This is a genomic window from Pedococcus ginsenosidimutans, from assembly GCF_039544395.1.
In the GTDB taxonomy this organism is placed as follows: domain Bacteria; phylum Actinomycetota; class Actinomycetes; order Actinomycetales; family Dermatophilaceae; genus Pedococcus; species Pedococcus ginsenosidimutans.
Genome location: NZ_BAABLO010000001.1, coordinates 323,852 through 340,225, shown reverse-complemented (window position 1 = coordinate 340,225; position 16,374 = coordinate 323,852). Strand labels below are relative to the sequence as shown.

General features: G+C 72.1%; 19 protein-coding genes and 1 tRNA gene. 14 read left to right on the top strand and 6 right to left on the bottom strand.

Translation table 11 applies throughout. From position 1 onward, the window contains the following. Window positions 1–2 precede the first annotated feature (2 nt). Entirely contained in the window at window positions 3–671 is a 669-nt protein-coding gene (locus ABEA42_RS01715) for a GntR family transcriptional regulator (RefSeq protein WP_345500719.1), read from the bottom strand. Window positions 672–733: 62 nt separating this feature from the next. On the opposite strand from ABEA42_RS01715, the gene ABEA42_RS01710 reads away from it, so the two are divergent. From ABEA42_RS01710 to ABEA42_RS01665, 10 genes are all read left to right on the top strand, one after another. Continuing rightward, window positions 734–2,374 (top strand): L-lactate permease, encoded by a 1,641-nt coding sequence (locus tag ABEA42_RS01710; RefSeq protein ID WP_345500718.1) that lies wholly within the window; start codon window positions 734–736, stop codon window positions 2,372–2,374. A 245-nt stretch (window positions 2,375–2,619) separates the two neighbouring features. Further along, window positions 2,620–3,102, top strand: a complete 483-nt coding sequence (locus tag ABEA42_RS01705; RefSeq protein WP_345500716.1) for a hypothetical protein — start codon at window positions 2,620–2,622, stop codon at window positions 3,100–3,102. A gap of 65 nt (window positions 3,103–3,167) precedes the next feature. Then, window positions 3,168–4,331: a COG1470 family protein gene (locus ABEA42_RS01700; RefSeq protein WP_345500715.1), complete on the top strand. Its 1,164-nt coding sequence runs from the start codon at window positions 3,168–3,170 to the stop codon at window positions 4,329–4,331. Continuing rightward, window positions 4,328–4,828 carry a hypothetical protein gene (locus ABEA42_RS01695; RefSeq protein WP_345500714.1) on the top strand — a complete coding sequence of 167 codons (501 nt, stop codon included), beginning with the start codon at window positions 4,328–4,330 and terminating at the stop codon, window positions 4,826–4,828. The genes ABEA42_RS01700 and ABEA42_RS01695 overlap by 4 nt, the downstream gene beginning before the upstream one ends. A gap of 11 nt (window positions 4,829–4,839) precedes the next feature. Further along, entirely contained in the window at window positions 4,840–6,477 is a 1,638-nt protein-coding gene (locus tag ABEA42_RS01690) for a chitobiase/beta-hexosaminidase C-terminal domain-containing protein (protein WP_345500713.1), read from the top strand. Between the two features lie 90 nt (window positions 6,478–6,567). Then, window positions 6,568–7,185, top strand: coding sequence for a dTMP kinase (tmk, locus tag ABEA42_RS01685; protein ID WP_345500711.1), 618 nt, complete (start codon window positions 6,568–6,570; stop codon window positions 7,183–7,185). After that, window positions 7,182–8,321, top strand: a complete 1,140-nt coding sequence (locus tag ABEA42_RS01680) for a DNA polymerase III subunit delta' (RefSeq protein ID WP_345500710.1) — start codon at window positions 7,182–7,184, stop codon at window positions 8,319–8,321. The genes tmk and ABEA42_RS01680 overlap by 4 nt, the downstream gene beginning before the upstream one ends. Window positions 8,322–8,341: 20 nt before the next feature. Beyond that, window positions 8,342–9,898, top strand: coding sequence for an alpha/beta hydrolase (locus ABEA42_RS01675; protein WP_345500709.1), 1,557 nt, complete (start codon window positions 8,342–8,344; stop codon window positions 9,896–9,898). 123 nt (window positions 9,899–10,021) lie between these two features. After that, window positions 10,022–10,095 (top strand) — tRNA-Thr (locus ABEA42_RS01670). A 205-nt stretch (window positions 10,096–10,300) separates the two neighbouring features. Next, the gene (locus ABEA42_RS01665) at window positions 10,301–11,071 is read left to right on the top strand and encodes a hypothetical protein (RefSeq protein ID WP_345500708.1); all 771 of its coding nucleotides are present in this window, start codon (window positions 10,301–10,303) and stop codon (window positions 11,069–11,071) included. A gap of 2 nt (window positions 11,072–11,073) precedes the next feature. Here ABEA42_RS01665 and ABEA42_RS01660 read toward each other — a convergent pair whose 3' ends face one another. Further along, window positions 11,074–11,505 (bottom strand): hypothetical protein, encoded by a 432-nt coding sequence (locus ABEA42_RS01660; protein WP_345500707.1) that lies wholly within the window; start codon window positions 11,503–11,505, stop codon window positions 11,074–11,076. A 155-nt stretch (window positions 11,506–11,660) separates the two neighbouring features. Here ABEA42_RS01660 and ABEA42_RS01655 point away from each other — a divergent pair, with 155 nt between their 5' ends. Further along, on the top strand, window positions 11,661–12,038 hold the full coding sequence (locus tag ABEA42_RS01655) for a DUF2256 and DUF3253 domain-containing protein (RefSeq protein WP_345500706.1): 378 nt from the start codon (window positions 11,661–11,663) through the stop codon (window positions 12,036–12,038). Window positions 12,039–12,255: 217 nt separating this feature from the next. Here ABEA42_RS01655 and ABEA42_RS01650 read toward each other — a convergent pair whose 3' ends face one another. The 4 genes from ABEA42_RS01650 to ABEA42_RS01635 all read right to left on the bottom strand — a co-directional run bounded on the left by ABEA42_RS01650 (window position 12,256) and on the right by ABEA42_RS01635 (window position 14,482). After that, window positions 12,256–12,636, bottom strand: coding sequence for a hypothetical protein (locus ABEA42_RS01650; protein WP_345500705.1), 381 nt, complete (start codon window positions 12,634–12,636; stop codon window positions 12,256–12,258). A gap of 71 nt (window positions 12,637–12,707) precedes the next feature. Further along, entirely contained in the window at window positions 12,708–13,214 is a 507-nt protein-coding gene (locus ABEA42_RS01645) for a hypothetical protein (RefSeq protein ID WP_345500704.1), read from the bottom strand. Between the two features lie 87 nt (window positions 13,215–13,301). Continuing rightward, window positions 13,302–13,862 (bottom strand): AAA family ATPase, encoded by a 561-nt coding sequence (locus ABEA42_RS01640; protein ID WP_345500702.1) that lies wholly within the window; start codon window positions 13,860–13,862, stop codon window positions 13,302–13,304. Between the two features lie 41 nt (window positions 13,863–13,903). Beyond that, complete coding sequence (locus ABEA42_RS01635) at window positions 13,904–14,482, bottom strand: GNAT family N-acetyltransferase (RefSeq protein WP_345500701.1); 579 nt, start codon at window positions 14,480–14,482, stop codon at window positions 13,904–13,906. A 130-nt stretch (window positions 14,483–14,612) separates the two neighbouring features. On the opposite strand from ABEA42_RS01635, the gene ABEA42_RS01630 reads away from it, so the two are divergent. From ABEA42_RS01630 to ABEA42_RS01620, 3 genes are all read left to right on the top strand, one after another. Then, window positions 14,613–15,257: a class I SAM-dependent methyltransferase gene (locus ABEA42_RS01630; RefSeq protein ID WP_345500700.1), complete on the top strand. Its 645-nt coding sequence runs from the start codon at window positions 14,613–14,615 to the stop codon at window positions 15,255–15,257. 147 nt (window positions 15,258–15,404) lie between these two features. Continuing rightward, on the top strand, window positions 15,405–15,752 hold the full coding sequence (locus ABEA42_RS01625; RefSeq protein ID WP_345500699.1) for a cupin domain-containing protein: 348 nt from the start codon (window positions 15,405–15,407) through the stop codon (window positions 15,750–15,752). Between the two features lie 70 nt (window positions 15,753–15,822). Further along, on the top strand, window positions 15,823–16,263 hold the full coding sequence (locus ABEA42_RS01620; protein WP_345500698.1) for a hypothetical protein: 441 nt from the start codon (window positions 15,823–15,825) through the stop codon (window positions 16,261–16,263). Window positions 16,264–16,374: the final 111 nt, after the last annotated feature.

Here is a 16,374-nt window from a genome sequence, read left to right as displayed (position 1 = left end):
CCTCAGCCGGCGTCGAGGTTGTCGAGCGCGGCCTGGGCTGCTGCCGCGACGTGGGCGTGGGCGGCTGCCTCGGCCTCGTCGGGGTCGGCCGCCTCGATCGCGTCGACGAGCCGGATGTGCTCCTGCCACGAGTGGGGCGCCCGGTGTGCTGCACCGATGCGGAAGATCCAGTGCACGTGCAGGTACAGCGCGGCGGAGATCGAGGAGAGCCAACGGTTTCCGCTGATCTCGATGACCCGCAGGTGCAGGTCGCTGTTGAGCTGGGCGACGCGGGACAGGTCGTCCTGCTCGGTCGCGCGCCGCGCGTCGTCGAGCAGTGACCGCAGCGCGGTGACGTCCTGCGGGGTGACGCGTTCGGCAGCCATCCGGGCAGCCACCGTCTCGAGGCTGGACCGCACGGCGAACAGGTCGGCCACGGTCGACGCGTCGGGCGTCGCCACGACCGCACCGCGGCGGGGCATCATCGTGACGAGCCCGTCGGCCTCGACGATCCGCAGCGCCTCCCGCACCGGGTTGCGTGAGACCCCGAAGTCCGCCGCGAGGCGCTCCTCCGTGAGCCGCTGCCCCGGCGGGTAGTCGCCGTCGACGATCCTGCGTCGCAGCTCGGCGAGCACCTGCTCGCGTAGGGCCAGGTGCTGGCTCCCGATGGTGTGCCCCATCCCGGTGGCCATCGCGGTCTCCCTCGCTCGCCGGCCGACGCTTTCCCATCCCGACCGTATACGAAAGACAATCTATGCCACTGACCTCGCCGTCCCTCGCAGCACAGGCCGAGTCGCTCGCCGCCGTGCCGCCCCTGACGTGGGCGCTCGCGGTCAGCCCGGTCGTGCTGCTGCTCGCCCTCGTCCTGTGGGGTCGGTTCTCGACGATCGTCAACGCCTCGGTGACCGTCGCCTACAGCGTCGCCGTGGCCGCCCTCGCGTTCGGTGCCGGCGGGCTCACGGTGGCGGTCGGGCTCGGCAAGGGCGCCTGGGTGGGGCTGTGGATCCTCTACGTGATCTGGCCGGCACTGCTCATGCACCACCTGGCCACCCATGTCGGGATGAAGGCGCTCGGCCAGGCGCTGTCGACGATGCTCCCGCGACGCACCGAGAACGTCCTGCTCCTGGCGTGGGTGCTGCCGTCGTTCATCCAGGGGGTGTCCGGGTTCGGCACCCCGATCGCCGTCGCCGCACCGCTGCTGGTGGCCCTCGGCATCGGCAAGGCCCGGGCCGTCGCCCTGCCGCTCGTCGGCTACCACTGGGCGGTGGGCTTCGGCTCGATGGGGTCGTCCTTCTACATGGGCGCGCTCACCGCGCACCTCGACAGCCCCGGCCGGGCCGCGTACGCCGCCTCGGCGGCAGTGCTCCTCGGCGTCAACTGCGTGCTCTCCGGGGTGCTGGTGGCGCTGATGGACGGGGGGCTCGCCGGGTTGCGCAGCGGGTGGCGGCTGCTCGCCACCGCGGGCCCGGTGATGGCGCTGGTCCAGGCCGGGGCCGCGCGGCTCGAGCCCGGGATCGCTGCCCTCTGTGCCGGGGCGTCGGGTGTGGCGGTCGTGTTCGTCCTGCGGCGGTTCTCCGCCCGGACGGCCGAGGCGGCCACGGAGGACGCGGCGGCCACGGACACGACGGCCGCGGAGGACGCGGAGTACACCCGCATGCGCGCCCGGGCTGCCGCGGTGCCCTACGCCCTGCTCGGCATCGTCGCCCTGGCGGTCTTCCTGCCACCTGCGCTGCGGTCGTGGGCCAAGGGCCACCTGCTCATCGGCCCGTCCTTCCCCCGGACCATCACCCACCAGGGGACGGTCAACGACGCGGTCCCGGTCTACAACCCGATCGCCCTGCTGGGGCACCCGGGGACCTTCCTGCTCATCGCCTGCGCCGGGAGCGTGGCGGTCTGGGCGACCCGGGGCATCTGGAGGCGGGGCGCCTGGGGGCCGGTGTGGCGCGGGGCACTCAAGCAGGCCTGGAAGTCCTCGCCGTCCGTGGTGCTGCTGGCCTCCGTCGCCGGGGTGCTCGTCGACAGCGGCATGGTCCGCACGGTGGCGCAGGGTGCCGCGGTGGCGACGGGGAGCGCCTACCCGGCCATCGCGCCGCTCGTCGGCGCCCTGGGGTCGTTCATCACCGGCTCGACCACGAGCTCCAACGCCCTGTTCTCCTCGCTCCAGGCCGATGTCGCCCACCTCATCGGGGAGCCGCCGGCCGACCTGCTGGCCGGCCAGCTCGCCGGGGGGAACATCGGCAACTCCCTGGCACCGGTGGTGATCCTGCTGGGCCTGAGCGCAGTGGGCGCCGCGCGGCGTACGGGTGAGGTGCTGCGCATGACGCTCGCACCTGCGGCCGTGCTGCTCCTCTCGGCGGTCGCCTGCACCTGCGTACTGGTCGCCGTCCACCACTGAGCCCGCTGCCGGGCGGAGCCCGGTCTCATGCAGGTGGTGGAGATGCGGCTCCACCAAGTGGCGTACAGCACAAGGGTGACGGTTCCTACGTCACGGCTGATCTTCTGTCCTCGAACGTACGGGGTGCCCCGCATGTCCCTGTCGCGGTGGTGTGTCCCACCGGATGGTGATCCGCGACCGCACCGACGACCTCGTCGGCCGCCGGATCGCCCACCACATCGGCACCACCCAGACAAGGACACACCATGGCTCACCTCTCTCGTCGTCAGAAGATCGCCGCCAGCGCCACCGCCCTGGTCCTCATCGGCTCCGGCACCGCCGCCTTCGCCTACTGGTCCTCCACGGGCATGGGCAGCGGCACCGCCTCCACCTCGACTGGCGCTCCCAACCTGACCGTCACCCAGGCGTCGGCGCCGTCGGGCATGGCGCCCGGCATCGATGCCACCGCGATCACCGCCACCGTCACGAACAACGCCGACAGCAAGGCCATGGTGTCGCAGGTCGTCGTCAGCATCGCCTCCGTCACGAAGGCGCTCGACGCCCCGGCCGGCACGTGTGACGCGTCCGACTACACGCTGTCCAACCCGATCATGACGGTCGGCGCGGCCGAGCTGGCCAAGGGCGGCTCCACCACCTTCTCGGGCGCCACGCTCGGCTTCAACAACACGGCGGCGAACCAGGACGGGTGCAAGGGCGCCACGGTGCACCTGGCCTACGACGCCAGCTGATTCCGAGCGTGACCCTCGCCTGACCCCCATGCCGGTGCGCCGGCCGACTGCAACGGAGCAACCTCATGAGCACTCGAGTCATCACCAGGGCGGCTGCCCTGCTGGCTCTGTGCGCGCTGGTCGCCGCCGTCGCGGTCGGCCGGTGGCCGGGCGCGGGAGCGGGCGCCACGACCGGCTTCGGCCGGGCCAAGGTCGTGGCCGCGAAGGTCAAGGACTACACCGTCACCTCCCAGCCGCTCAGCGTCTCGGTCCAGCGCGGGCAGCCGGCGACCTACGCCCTCAGCGTCACCCCCGTGTCGGGGTTCACCGGGACGGTCGCCCTCAGCGTGACCGGGCTCGCCGCCGGTGCCACGGCCACCCTCACCCCCGCCACGGTCGAGGTCACGACCGGCTCGGCGGTCTCGTCGACCCTGGTCGTCACCACCTCCGCCACGACCCCGGTCGGCAGTGACGGGTTCACGGTCACCGGGACCAACGGCTCGACCAAGCGCACCCTCGACCTCACCGTGGTGGTGTCCACGCCGCCGCCGGCGGTGGCCGTCGCGATCACCCCGGCGTCGGTCTCCCTTGCACCCGGCTCCACCGCGACGTACGCAGTGGGGATCAGCCGCGTCAACGGCTACACGGGCGCGATCACCCTGGGGACCACGGGGTCGCTCCCCAAGGGGGTGCAGGCGACGCTCACGCCGAGCAGCTTGCCCGCCGGCAGCACGTCGGGCACCGCCACCCTGCAGGTCTCGACCTCCTCCACCACCCCCGACGGCACCACGGCGATCGGCGTCACCGCCGCGGGTTCCGGCGTGACGACGTCGTCCGCCTCGGCCTCCCTGGTCGTCGACTCGAAGCAGAGCTCCAAGCCGTTCGCGCTTGCGGGCGACGTCGTCGGCGCGCTGTACCCCGGCGCACCCGCGCGCCCGGTCGACCTCACGGTGACCAACCCGAACAACCAGGCGATCAAGCTCACCAACCTGGGTGTGACCCTGGGGTCGGTGACCCGCAACGGCGCGGTCGTCCAGGGCTGCACCGCGGCCGACTTCGCGATCCGGCAGTACGCCGGCTCCTACCCACTCACCGTGCCGGCGGGATCGCCGAGCACCAGGCTCACGAGCCTCGGGGTGCCGATGTCGGCCCTCCCGACCGTCACCTTCGTCGACGCTGCCCGCAGCCAGGACGCCTGCCGTGGTGTGACGATCCAGCTCGCCTACACGGGATCGGCGACCAACCAGTGACCACTCGACCCATCACCAGAGGGCGTGCCGCGCGCAGCGCCGTGGCCGTCGCCACCACCCTCGTGCTGACCGCCGCCGTCGGGGGCGCTGCGTTCGCAGCCTGGTCCTCGAGCGGGACCGGCTCCGGCACCGCTGCCTCAGGCACCGCGACGGCCCTCACGACCAGCGCCACCACGGCGCCGGCCTCGGCGGCGTACCCCGGTGGTCCGGCGGTCGCGCTGGCCCTCGTCGCCTCCAACCCGAACGGTTTCCCGGTCCGCGTCACCTCGATCACCCTCGACACCGCCCGCCCGGTGGTGGTCACCGGAGGCTCGGGCACGTGCACCGCACCCCCGGTCGCGGTCTCGGCAACGGGTCTGTCCATCAACCTGGCTGCCAACGCCTCGAACGTGTCCCTCACCGTGCCGGGAGCCATGACGCTGGGCGCCTCGACGCCGTCGGGCTGCCAGGGCGCCACCTTCACCGTCCCCGTCGTCCTGAACGGACAGACGCCATGACAGGACACCGGATGAGCCGCACCTCCCGCCGTGCCGGACTCGGCGGCGCCGTCGCCGCGCTCGCCGTGCTCGGCCTCGCCGTGCCCGCGTGGGCCTGGTTCTCGGTCCCCTCGACGGCAGCCACCGCTGCTGCCCGCGCCGCGACGCTGGGTACGCCGTCGGTGGCCACGTCCGGTGTCAGCGCCTCCTCCGTGACGTTCACGGTCTCCGCCCCGATGGGTGGGCCGGCCCCCACCGGGTACCGCGTCGCCCGCACCTCGCCGACAGCGGTCGCGACCGCTTGCACGGTCACCGGTGCGAGCGGGTCGTGCACCGACACCGCGCCGGTCGCCGGCCAGACCAACACCTATGCCGTGTACGCCGTGCTGGCCGGCTCGACGTGGGAGTCGCCCGTGCCGGCCACCACCTCCGTCGCCGTCCCCAGCGCCGACACCACCGCGCCCGTCACGACCGCCTCGACGTCACCCGCACCGAACGCTGCGGGGTGGAACACCGGGAACGTCACGGTCACGCTCACCGCCACCGACGCCAGCGGGGTCGCGGGCACCTGGTACACCACCGACGGCAGCACGCCGACGACGGCCTCGACCGCGTACACCGGCGCGTTCGGCCTCACCGCCTCGGCCACCGTGAGGTTCTTCTCGAAGGACTCCGCCGGCAATGCCGAGGCGCCCAAGAGCCTCGTCGTGCAGGTCGACAAGGTCGCACCGGCGGCAGCGGTGACCTCGCCGGCCGCCGGCGCGACCCTCGGCGGATCCGTGACCGTCTCGGGTACGGCATCAGACACCGGCTCGGGCATCGCGGCCCTGAGCGTGCAGCAGCGCCTCGGCATCGGGGCCTGGACCACGATCGCGACGCCGACCGTCAGCAGCGGCAGCTGGACGACGTCCTGGTCGACCGCCGGCCTCGCCGACGGCTCGTACTCCCTCCAGGTCGTCGCGACGGACGTCGCCGGGAACACCACGACGAGCGCCCCGGTGGGCGTGACGCTGAAGAACACGTTCACCGTCTCGGCGCCGAGCACGGCGACGGTGGGGACCCCGTTCACCGTCACCCTCTCGACCTACCCGGGCTACACCGGTGCCAAGTCGGTCACCGTCACCGGCCTACAGGCCAGCCCGAGCGGCGCCACGGCCACGGTGCCGTCCTCGGCCTCCTTCACGAACGGCACGGCGACCATCTCGGTCACGCCGGTGAGGGCGGGCTCCCAGACGGTCACGGTGACCGACTCCACGCTCGCCTCCCTCACCGGGACGAGCGGAGCTGTCAACGTCAATGCCGGGTCGGGGACACGGCTGGCCTGGACCACCTTCACCGCCCAGGGCCAGGTGCAGCCTGCGAGCACGTGCTTCTTCACCTGCACGGCGACGATCGGCAACAACATCGCTGGAACGGGCTCCATCAGCGTGACCGACGGGCTGGGCAACATCGTCAGTGACCTCGGAGCGAGCCGCACCGTGACGGTCAGTGCCCCCACCCCGAGCGGGGGCACCCCTGCGGGCGCACAGACCCTCACGATCCCGGCCGCAGGACCCGCGACCTCGAGCGGGCAGTGGAGCTTCAAGGACAACGGCAACTGGACCCAGTACTCGTTCACGGCGACGTCCCCGGGCCTGACCCAGGCCACGTTGACGGTGAAGAAGCAGTAGCCGTCCCGGACGGGAGCGCGGGGGCACCGGAGTCCACACCGGTGCGCCCGCGCCTCACCCCTGTCGCCGGGACCGCCTAGGCTCACCTGCGTGACCGACGGACTCTTCATCGCCTTCGAGGGTGGCGACGGCGCCGGCAAGTCCACCCAGGTGTCCCTGCTGCGCGAGGCGCTGGAGTCAGCGGGCCGGACCGTGACCGTCACCCGGCAGCCCGGCGGCACCGAGCTCGGCCACCAGATCCGCGACCTGGTCCTCCACGGCGCCCACGTCGCGCCGAGGGCCGAGGCCCTGCTCTTCGCCGCCGACAAGGCCCACCACGTCGACCAGCTGATCCGTCCGGCGCTCGATCGTGGCGAGGTCGTGCTCACGGACCGCTACACCGACTCCTCGGTGGCCTACCAGGGCGCCGGCCGCGACCTCGGTGCGCAGGAGATCCACGACCTCAACATGTGGGCCGTCGACGAGCTCGTCCCCGACCTCACCGTCGTGGTCGACATCTCCGCCCAGGAGGGCCGTCGTCGCCGGGGGCAGGTCCACGACCGCCTCGAGGCCGAGGAGGACGCCTTCCACGAGGCGATCCGGGCGCACTACCTCGCCATGGCCCAGGGCAACCCGCAGCGCTACCTCGTCGTCGACGGCACCGAGTCCCCCGAGGACATCCACGCCGCGGTCGTGGAGCGGCTGCGCTCCATGGGGGTGCTGCCGTGAGCGTCTGGCGTGACGTCATCGGTCAGGACACCGCGGTCACCACGCTCCAGCGGGCGGTCTCCGACCCCGGGTCGATGACCCATGCCTGGCTGCTCACGGGACCGCCCGGCTCGGGGCGCTCGGTGGCCGCGCGGGCGTTCGCCGCGGCGCTGCAGTGCCCGCTCGGCGGCTGCGGCGAGTGTCGCGAGTGCCGCACCGCGATGGACGGCAGCCACGCCGACGTCGACCTCGTCGCCACCGAGGGGCTGTCCATCAAGGTGGAGCAGGCCCGTGAGCTCGCGGCGATGTCGGCGCTGCGGCCCTCGGTCGGCCCGTGGCGGGTCATCATCGTCGAGGACGCCGACCGCCTCACCGAGCGTGCAGCCGATGCGCTCCTCAAGGCGATCGAGGAGCCGGTGGCCCGCACCGTGTGGATCCTGTGCGCCCCCTCCCTCGAGGACGTCGTCATCACCATCCGTTCCCGCTCCCGGCACGTGCGGCTGCGTACGCCGCCCGTCGAGGCCGTGGCCGAGCTGCTCCACCGCCGTGACGGCATCGAGATGCCGATGGCCATGTATGCCGCGCGTGCGGCCCAGAGCCACGTGGGGCTCGCCAGGCGGCTGGCGCGGGACGAGGGTGCCCGCATCCGCCGTCGCGACGTCATCGCCCTGGCCGGCAAGATCCACGGCGTCGGCGACGCGGTGGGCGCGGCGGCCGACCTCGCGTCCATCGCCGACGAGGAGTCCACGGCCGCGGCCGCCGAGCGCGACGTGGCCGAGCGCCAGCGACTCATGGAGCTGCTCGGCGCGGACCCCTCGGCACGGACCCAGCCGCCGCACATCCGCAGCCAGCTCTCTGGGCTGGAGAAGGAGCAGAAGGCGCGGGCGACCCGCCACTCCCGCGACGTGCTCGACCGGTCGCTCGTCGACCTGCTGTCGGTCTACCGCGACGCGCTCGTCGTGCACAGCGGTGCCGCCCTCGGGCTCGTCAACCAGGACAGCATGCGCGAGGTGCAGGCGCTCGCGCGGTCGATGAGCCCGGAGCAGCTCCTCGGCGCGATGGACGCGATCGGCACCGCGCGCGAGCGGATCGGGCTCAACGTCGCCCCGCTGCTGGCGCTGGAGGCCATGGCCATCTCGCTGCGCGTGCCCCGCTGAGCCGGGATAGCGTCGGGCACATGACTTCTCGCGCACGGGTGCTGCTGGCGGCGGCCATGGTCTCGACGGTCGGCCTGTCAGGGTGCTCGGTGCTCGACGGTGGCGACTCGTCCTCGTCCACGCCGACCACCGTGTCGTCCGCCGCCAGGAAGCCCCCGGCCGGGTCCGAGGCGCTCGCGTCCTACTACGGCCAGAGCCTGGCCTGGGAGAAGTGCCAGATCGGGGAGTGCGCGGGACTGAAGGTGCCGCTCGACTACGCCAAGCCCGCCGGTGCCTCGATCACCATCCAGGTCCTGCGGATGCGGGCCACGAAGCCGAAGCAGCGGATCGGCTCGCTCGTGGTCAACCCGGGCGGCCCCGGCGGCTCGGGCATCGACTATGCCCGGGCTGCGGACTTCATCGTCGGCAAGCCGGTGCGGCAGCGGTTCGACATCGTGGGCTTCGACCCGCGGGGGGTGCAGCGGTCCGAGCCGGTCGACTGCCTGCCGGACCGGGAGATGGACGCCTTCCTCGGGCAGGACCCGACGCCGGACGACACGGCCGAGGAGCAGGCCCTCGCCGCCTCGGGCAAGGCCTTCGCGCAGGGGTGCCTGCAGCGCACGGGCGCCCTCACCAGCCACCTGTCGACCGTCGACGCCGCGCGCGACATGGACGTCCTGCGGTCGGCGCTCGGTGACGAGAAGCTCAACTACCTCGGCAAGTCCTACGGCACCTACCTCGGTGCGACCTACGCCGACCTGTTCCCCGAGCTCGTCGGACGGTTCGTGCTCGACGGCGTGCTGCCGCCCGACCTCACCTCCGCCGAGGTCTCCAAGGGCCAGGCGGAGGGGTTCGAGCGGGCGACCCGGGCGTATGCCGCAGACTGCGTCGACCAGGGCGACTGCCCGCTGGGCGGGTCGGTCGACGAGGTCATGTCGGGGATGCGTGCGCTGCTCGAGCGACTCGACCAGCAGCCGGTGCCCATGAAGGACGGCAAGCTCAACCAGCTCACCGAGGGGTGGGCCGCCACCGGGATCGCCCAGGCGATGTACGACCAGGGCTCGTGGGGCACGCTCACCGACGCGCTGACGGCGGTCGTCCGCAAGAACGACGGCACCGAGCTGATGAAGATCGCCGACCAGTACGCCCAGCGCAACCAGAACGGCACCTACGCGGGCAACCTGCTCGAGGCCTTCTACGCGATCTCGTGCCTGGACAACCCCGACAGCCCCGACCCGGCCGTGTACGAGCAGCGGGCGAGGGACAACGCCACCGTCGCCCCCACGTGGGGTCCGTTCCTCGCGTGGGGCTCCCTCGTCTGTGGCCAGTGGCCGGTGAAGGCCGCCGAGGGCGGGGGAGCGCCGCACACGATCTCTGCCGAGGGCAGCGGCCCGATCGTCGTGGTGGGGACGACGCGCGACCCGGCGACGCCGTACGAGTGGTCGGTGCGCCTGCGCAAGGAGCTGTCCAACGCCTCGCTGCTGACCTTCGACGGTGACGGCCACACCGCCTACGCCCGCTCCAACAGCTGCATCGACAACGCCATCAACGACTACTACACCGGCGGGAAGGTCCCTCAGGACGGGAAGAAGTGCTGAGCCCCGACGGGGCGCAGGCCGGTCCCGCGGCGGGTCGGCGGCGGGTTCGTGGCGGCCCGGCGGCCCCGGTTCGGAGATTGCCCGCCGGATCCGTATACTCATCGTCCGTGCCTTCGGGCACCTGCCGCCTTAGCTCAGTCGGCCAGAGCGATTCACTCGTAATGAATAGGTCATCGGTTCGATTCCGATAGGCGGCTCGGACAACGCCCCCCAGGCAACTGGGGGGCGTTTCTGCTGCTGGGCGACGGCGCGACTCATCAGCCCTTCCCGGACGACGCGCTCTCGACGATCCCATGGCTCGAACTGGCGACCCGGTCGCGGCGGAATGTCGTATTCCTGTGGTTAGGCTGTGGATGCGCCCCATGACTGGGGCGTGACTCAAGGTCACTGGAGGGCTGGCCCTTGACTTCTCACCCGTCACTTCCCGAGCGGCAGCGCGTCGAGCGTCAGGTCATCATCATCGCGGACCTCGCGGCCCGCTTGGACAAGGCCTTGTACTCCACCGACTTGAGCGCCGCCGCGCTGCAGAACGGGTGCCGTGAGGCGACTCGTCAGGGCGTCGCAGGCGTGCTCGTTCGCCCGGATCAGCTCGAAGTGGCGTCCGCTGCGGTTGAAGGTTCCGGGGTTGGCGTGGTGACAGCGCTGGGCTGGTACCAGCGCGACACGGACCGCCTGGATGGCGACACCATGCAGGCAGATGCTCAGGACTTCGTACGGCGCGGAGCCACGGAGGTCGCGTACGTCATCACCAAGGCGCGCCTGGAGCACCGAGGGGGCCAGGAGGTGGTCGACCAGGTCAGGCGGTTGGTCGAGACGGTGGTGGCGCCGTTGGGGGCCAGGGTTCGCACACTCATCGCCACCGAAGAGCTGACCGACGAGGAGATCCGGCGGACCTGCCAGGAGATGGCGGCGGCCGGGGTGTGGATGGTGCAGGGCGGTTCGTGGAGGGGTAGGCGAACCGGCTTGAGCCAGGTCGAGGTGATCCGTGCGTCCGTCCCGGCTGAGGTCCTGGTGAAGTGGACGGAGCCGATCAGGAGTCTGAGCACGGTGCTGTTGTGCATGTCCATGGGCGTCGACCGCTTCAACTGTGACGTGGACCAGATCCTCGGCGACGCCAAGCGAGCCGAGTGGTTGGCGCCGCTGACCATCCCGGTGGCCGGGGTGGACTACTGAGGTCAGCCCGTTTCCGGGCGGCGGGCTACGAGCTCGACACGAAGTCCTGCAAGGCCAAGAGCCACGAGCACTCCCGACGGCACCAGGAGTGGAGAGCGCCAGGGTTCGAAGGCGCCATAGCCCTGGACGGCGACGGCCAGGGCCACGGCCAGAGCAGCCCCGAGGGCGAGTTCGACGATGCTGAGGACCAGCGACAGCAGGCCGCCACGACCCTCGCGTAGACGGAGGAGACCGACGACTGCCGCACAGGTGAAGAGCGTGGCGGCCAGCGCGAGCGACAGCCCCAGGCCGACGAAGACGGCGCCCAGCTCGGCGCTTGGCTCTCGGCCGGCGACGACCATCGTGCCGGCGAAGCTGAGTGCGACCCCGCCCACCAGCAGGTGGCCGAGGCTGATCACGCTACGTGCGGCGCCCGGCCGCCGGTCGGTTCCCATGAGCCATGGGAGCACGCGATCACGGCGGTCAGCATGGGCGGCCGTACTCAACATCGTGTGCTGCCCTCACCCACCACCGGTGCCGCCCGGGCGGACGGCGCTCGGGTCGTCGCTGGCGCCGCGCCCATCTGGGGTTCCCGGGGCAGACTGGAGGCATGGCCCGTCCTCCACTGCCGTCCAAGCCCTGCGCTCGCTGCGGCCGGACCATCACCTGGCGCAAGGCCTGGGCTCGCGACTGGGACTCGGTGCGCTGGTGCTCGGACAACTGCCGCAAGCACGGACTCGGCGATGTCGACCGGGAGCTCGAGGCCTCCCTGGAGTCCCTGCTGGACGGGCGGTCGGCCAGTGCCTCGGTGTGCCCCTCGGAGGCGGCTCGCGCCGTCGGCGCTGACGACTGGTCCGCGCTGATGGAGCCGGCGCGGATGGCCGCTCGACGCCTGGTGGCAGCCGGACGCGCCGAGATCACGCAGGGCGGACAGGTCGTCGACCCCAGCAGGTTCAAGGGTCCGATCCGCGTGCGCAGACCACGATGAGCGTGGCCACGGGCGCAGCGCGACAGGGAGGGGCCTGTTCCCGGTGTGCCGGCCGGTCAAGGGGTGCGCCTCCACGCTCCGGGAGTCGGTGAGGGTGAGCGCTCCCTGCGGCCGGACACCCCAGGTGGCCGTGGTGCCGAGGACCGGACGGACACCGTCAACAGCACGACTCGGCGAGCGGGCGACGGGGTCGCACGCTCGCCGAGGTGGGTCGGCGTCAGCCGTGGGTGATGGGTGCTGCGTGGACGTGCACCAAGCCGGCATGGTCAGCAAGCTCGAGCAGCCACACGACGGCGATCGAACCCATGAAGACGGCCAGCAGCACCGCTGCTGAACCAGCCTCGGCGAACACCAGGGCAACGATGCCCAGCGCCAGGGACACGATCGACGCACCCGTCTCGACGGTTCCCATCCTGTCGTGCGCGTTGCCGCTCCTCAGCACGAGGAACGCGGCGGCGCCCAGGATGAGGCCGACTGCGGACATCCCGCGCTCGTCCTTGACGAACAGCACATCGTTGTTCATCAGGAAGGCGACGTATGGGATACCGATAGCCGCAACCAGAACTGTCGCAACATAATCGCGAAGCGTGAGTCTCATGACACACCTCCTTCCGCACCTCTCACGCTGCCAGCCGCGTGGCCACGCCACCAGGGGCGAACGTCCTCCGGTCAGCAGGTGCGCTTGAGGCTGAGCGAGGTCGAGTTCCGGGCCGTCACGTTGTGTCCCCGATGCCGGTAGGTGACCTCGACGGCCTGCACCGTGGCACCCTCGCCCGCGTCGAGGTGGACGACGAGGTTGGCCGACTCCCGGGACGCCAGCGGCGCCGGGAGGGCGACCTTGTTGTCGAAGGCGGTGCTCGCCTGATCGACCGGCGGCCAGCCGGGCACGGTGCCGATGAGGGTCCGGTCGACGATCGGGGCGAGGTAGGCGTCGACCGCGCGTGCGTCGTGCGCACCGACCAGGGAGACCTTCTCGATGGTGACGGCGTCACCGGAGGTGTTCTCCACCGCGTCGTTCGCGTAGGTGAGCTGCCGCCCGGCCGGGGTGGGCACACACAGGTCCACCGCATCGCCTCCGTAGCGCAGGGCACGGGCAGGCGGCTCGGCCTGGCAGGCCGTGAGGCTGACGAGCAGCCCTGCCGTGAGCGCGGTCGCTGCCGCTGTGTGACGTCGCACGAGTCTCCCCCTCGGTTGGACCAGCGGGTCAACCTACCGTGACGTGCCGCGGCCCCGGGGCCGGTTCGCGAAAGGCGGACTGCGTCCTCACGCAGGTGGGGGCACGTCGGGCAGTGAGCGGACCAGGGCGGCGTAGGTCTCCTCGACGGCGCCGTACTCGCTCTCGACGACCACCGCACGCGGTCGCTGCTCGACCGCTGCGACGAGCCGGTCGTACATCTCCGCGAGCGCCTCGGCGCCGCCGAGCTCGTCGACCACCTGCCGGTTGTGCCGCCCCCAGGCCGAGTCGTCCTCGCGCAGGTCGAAGCGCTCGACCGCCCTGCTGCGGTCGTCGATGAGGACGACCTCGACGAACTCCGCGCCCTCACCCCGGGCAGCGCGCTCGAACGCCTCGATGGCGTCCACCCGACCCAGGAACTGGGGGAGGACGACGTCACGCCCCCCGCGCAGGTGGGTCGCCGCCATGGCCAGGGCGACCGGGCGCAGCACCTCGTGCGTGCGGTTGTCCGGGTCGCGCCACCCGCCGACGAGCGGGTGCAGCGTGTCGATGTCGAGGTTGAGGGTGCCGGGGTGCCGGTCGACGTACAGGGCGGCAAGCGTGGACTTCCCGATCCCGGGCGGCCCGTTGAGGTGGAGGAGGCGAGGCATCACGGCAACGCTACCCGCCGCGCTCCCGGGGCCGGCGGTGCTCAGCCGCGGGAGTCGGGACCCGGCACGCGGCGGCGCATCACCCAGCGCCACTTCGCGATGCGGCGGTCGCGCTCGAACCCGAGCTCCGCGTACAGGGTCTCCGGACCCGTGTGCAGGTAGCTGCCCCGCTGGGGGTCCCGTCCCTCGACCTGCTCGGGGTAGGCCTCGACCAGGCCACCGCCGGCCTGCTCGATGGCGGCGAGCGCTGCGGTCACCGCCGCACGGGCCACCCCCTTGCGCTGGTGGCCGCGACCGGTGAACAGGCAGCCGATGCGCCAGTCCGGCAGCTCCACCAGCTCGGCGTCGTACGCCTTGGGGTTCTTGATCGTGGGCAGCTCGGCCGGCGAGCCGTACTGGCACCAGCCGACGCACTCGTCGCCGTCGTAGACGAGGACCTGGTGGACCGTGCCGCTGCGCACGTGAGCCTGCTTGGCCTCGCGGTTCCCCTCTGCGGTGTGGCCTCTGCCGACCCCCTCGGGGTGGAAACCCATGCACCAGCAGCCGCCCCACACCCCGTTGTTGGCCTCCACCAGCCGTGCGAAGTCCGGCCACGTCTCGGGAGTGAGCGGCCTTGCCACGTATGACGTCTCGCGCGTGTCCATCGTCTGCCTGCCCCCCGGGTCGCTCGTCGGCACCTCGCGAGCGATTGTGGCCCAGGCGCGGCCGTGGTGTCACCGGACCGGGTAAGGGGTGCGACAGACTTCGGCGGTGACCACCTCCCAGGACGAGCCCGCAGTGCGGTCGGCGTACGACGAGGTCGCCGACACGTATGCCGACCACTTCCGCTCGACCGAGCCGGAGCTGCCGGTCGAGCTCGCCGTGGTGGGGCACTTCGCCTCGCTGCTCCCCGGGGAGCGGAGGGTGCTCGACGCAGGGTGCGGGGCCGGCCGGATGATGCCCGTGCTGGCCGGTCACGGCTGCCGGGTCGAGGGCGTGGACCTGTCGCCGGAGATGGTGCGCCGCAGCCATCTGGACCACGCGGAGTACCCCGCCCAGGTGGCCTCGATCGCCGACCTGCCCTTCCCCGACGGCTGCTTCGACGGCGTGTTCTCCTGGTACTCGACCATCCACGCCCCCGACGCGGAGCTCCCCAGCGCCCTGCGCGAGATGCGCCGCGTCCTGCGCCCGGGCGGGTTCCTGCTGGTGGCCTTCCAGTGCGGCGAGGGTGTCCGGGACGTGTCCGAGAGCTACCGGCGCCGGGGGCACGACATCGTCCTGCACCGCTGGAACCGGACGTCGGACGACATGGTGCACGCCCTTGCCACGGCGGGCCTGGAGGTGGTGGCCCGCCTCGAGCGCGCGGCAGCAGGCCACGAGCGTGAGGCGCAGGCGGTGGTCATCGCCCGGGCATGAGGACGGCGTACGCCGTATGGGGCTTGCCCACCGCGCGAAGATGGAAGCAGTGGTGTCGCGTCCGGCCGGTGCCCGGTCCGGCCGGTGCCCGGTCCGGCCGGTGCCCGGTCCGGCCGGTACCCGGTCCGGGCGTGAGAGGAGAGCGCGATGGGCGAGGAGCAGGAGCGGGCCCACGAGGCCAAGGGGGTCGCGGTCGAGCTGCTCGCCACGATCGACCTCGGTCGGGAGATCGACGGCCTCGACGGGTACCAGCTGCGCATGCGGAAGGTGACCATCGAGCCGGGCGGCGTCTTCGGCCCGGTGCACGACCACCGGGGGCGCCCCGGCACCGTCTTCGTCCTCGAGGGCACCATCACCGACCACCGCGACGGGACAGCCACCGAGTACGGGCCCGGCCCGGGCTGGCCGGAGGACCGAGCCACCACCCACTGGCTGGAGAACCGGGGCCGGGTCGCCGCGGTGGAGGTCTCGGTCGACATCGTCCGCAAGGAGTGAGCCGGACCCCGGACCGGGGTCTGACGCGGCACGGTCACCGACGGGGTGGCCGGGGATCGGAGGTACAGCCATGGCGCAGCCAACCGTGCAGGAGCTGTTCCGGCAGGCGGTCGCGCACGACGACGCGGTCGCCATGCGCGAGGGGCTCGAGCGGATGCTCGGGATCGCCGACGGGAGCGGCCTGAGCCCCGACGAGGAGTACGAGCTCAGGTCGGCCGAGTTCGTCATGGAGATGCCGCAGTCGGGGGAGCGCATCCGCGGTCGTGACGCCATGCGCTCGATGCAGCAGGCGTTCCCGACCCCTCCGCAGGCGGTCCGGGTCCGCAGGGTCGTGGGCGCCGGACGGAGCTGGGTCCTGGAGGGTGAGCTCGACTACGGACAGGGTCCGTGGTGCGTGGTCGTCGTGTTCGAGGTCGACGACGACGGGCTGGTCGAGCGTGAGACCCGGTACTACACCGAGAAGTCCGACCCCCCGGACTGGCGGTCCGCGTGGGTCGAACCGATCGGGTAGGGACGCGGCGGGTCGCGGCGTGGCCCTCCACCAGGTGTCGGATCTCGTCCTCCTGCATTCGTCACGATCTGGGGTCCTGTGACGTAGATGCGAGGTACCTCCGTTGGCCGG

Bases quoted from the DNA above. Each gene is read 5' to 3' on its own strand.
- ABEA42_RS01690 (WP_345500713.1), top strand. From the start codon at position 4,840: ATGAGCCGCACCTCCCGCCGTGCCGGACTCGGCGGCGCCGTCGCCGCG.
- ABEA42_RS01705 (WP_345500716.1), top strand. From the start codon at position 2,620: ATGGCTCACCTCTCTCGTCGTCAGAAGATCGCCGCCAGCGCCACCGCC.
- ABEA42_RS01640 (WP_345500702.1), bottom strand. From the start codon at position 13,862: ATGCCTCGCCTCCTCCACCTCAACGGGCCGCCCGGGATCGGGAAGTCC.
- ABEA42_RS01700 (WP_345500715.1), top strand. From the start codon at position 3,168: ATGAGCACTCGAGTCATCACCAGGGCGGCTGCCCTGCTGGCTCTGTGC.
- ABEA42_RS01675 (WP_345500709.1), top strand. From the start codon at position 8,342: ATGACTTCTCGCGCACGGGTGCTGCTGGCGGCGGCCATGGTCTCGACG.
- ABEA42_RS01650 (WP_345500705.1), bottom strand. From the start codon at position 12,636: ATGAGACTCACGCTTCGCGATTATGTTGCGACAGTTCTGGTTGCGGCT.
- ABEA42_RS01715 (WP_345500719.1), bottom strand. From the start codon at position 671: ATGGCCACCGGGATGGGGCACACCATCGGGAGCCAGCACCTGGCCCTA.
- ABEA42_RS01710 (WP_345500718.1), top strand. From the start codon at position 734: ATGCCACTGACCTCGCCGTCCCTCGCAGCACAGGCCGAGTCGCTCGCC.
- ABEA42_RS01660 (WP_345500707.1), bottom strand. From the start codon at position 11,505: ATGGGAACCGACCGGCGGCCGGGCGCCGCACGTAGCGTGATCAGCCTC.
- ABEA42_RS01655 (WP_345500706.1), top strand. From the start codon at position 11,661: ATGGCCCGTCCTCCACTGCCGTCCAAGCCCTGCGCTCGCTGCGGCCGG.
- ABEA42_RS01620 (WP_345500698.1), top strand. From the start codon at position 15,823: ATGGCGCAGCCAACCGTGCAGGAGCTGTTCCGGCAGGCGGTCGCGCAC.
- ABEA42_RS01625 (WP_345500699.1), top strand. From the start codon at position 15,405: ATGGGCGAGGAGCAGGAGCGGGCCCACGAGGCCAAGGGGGTCGCGGTC.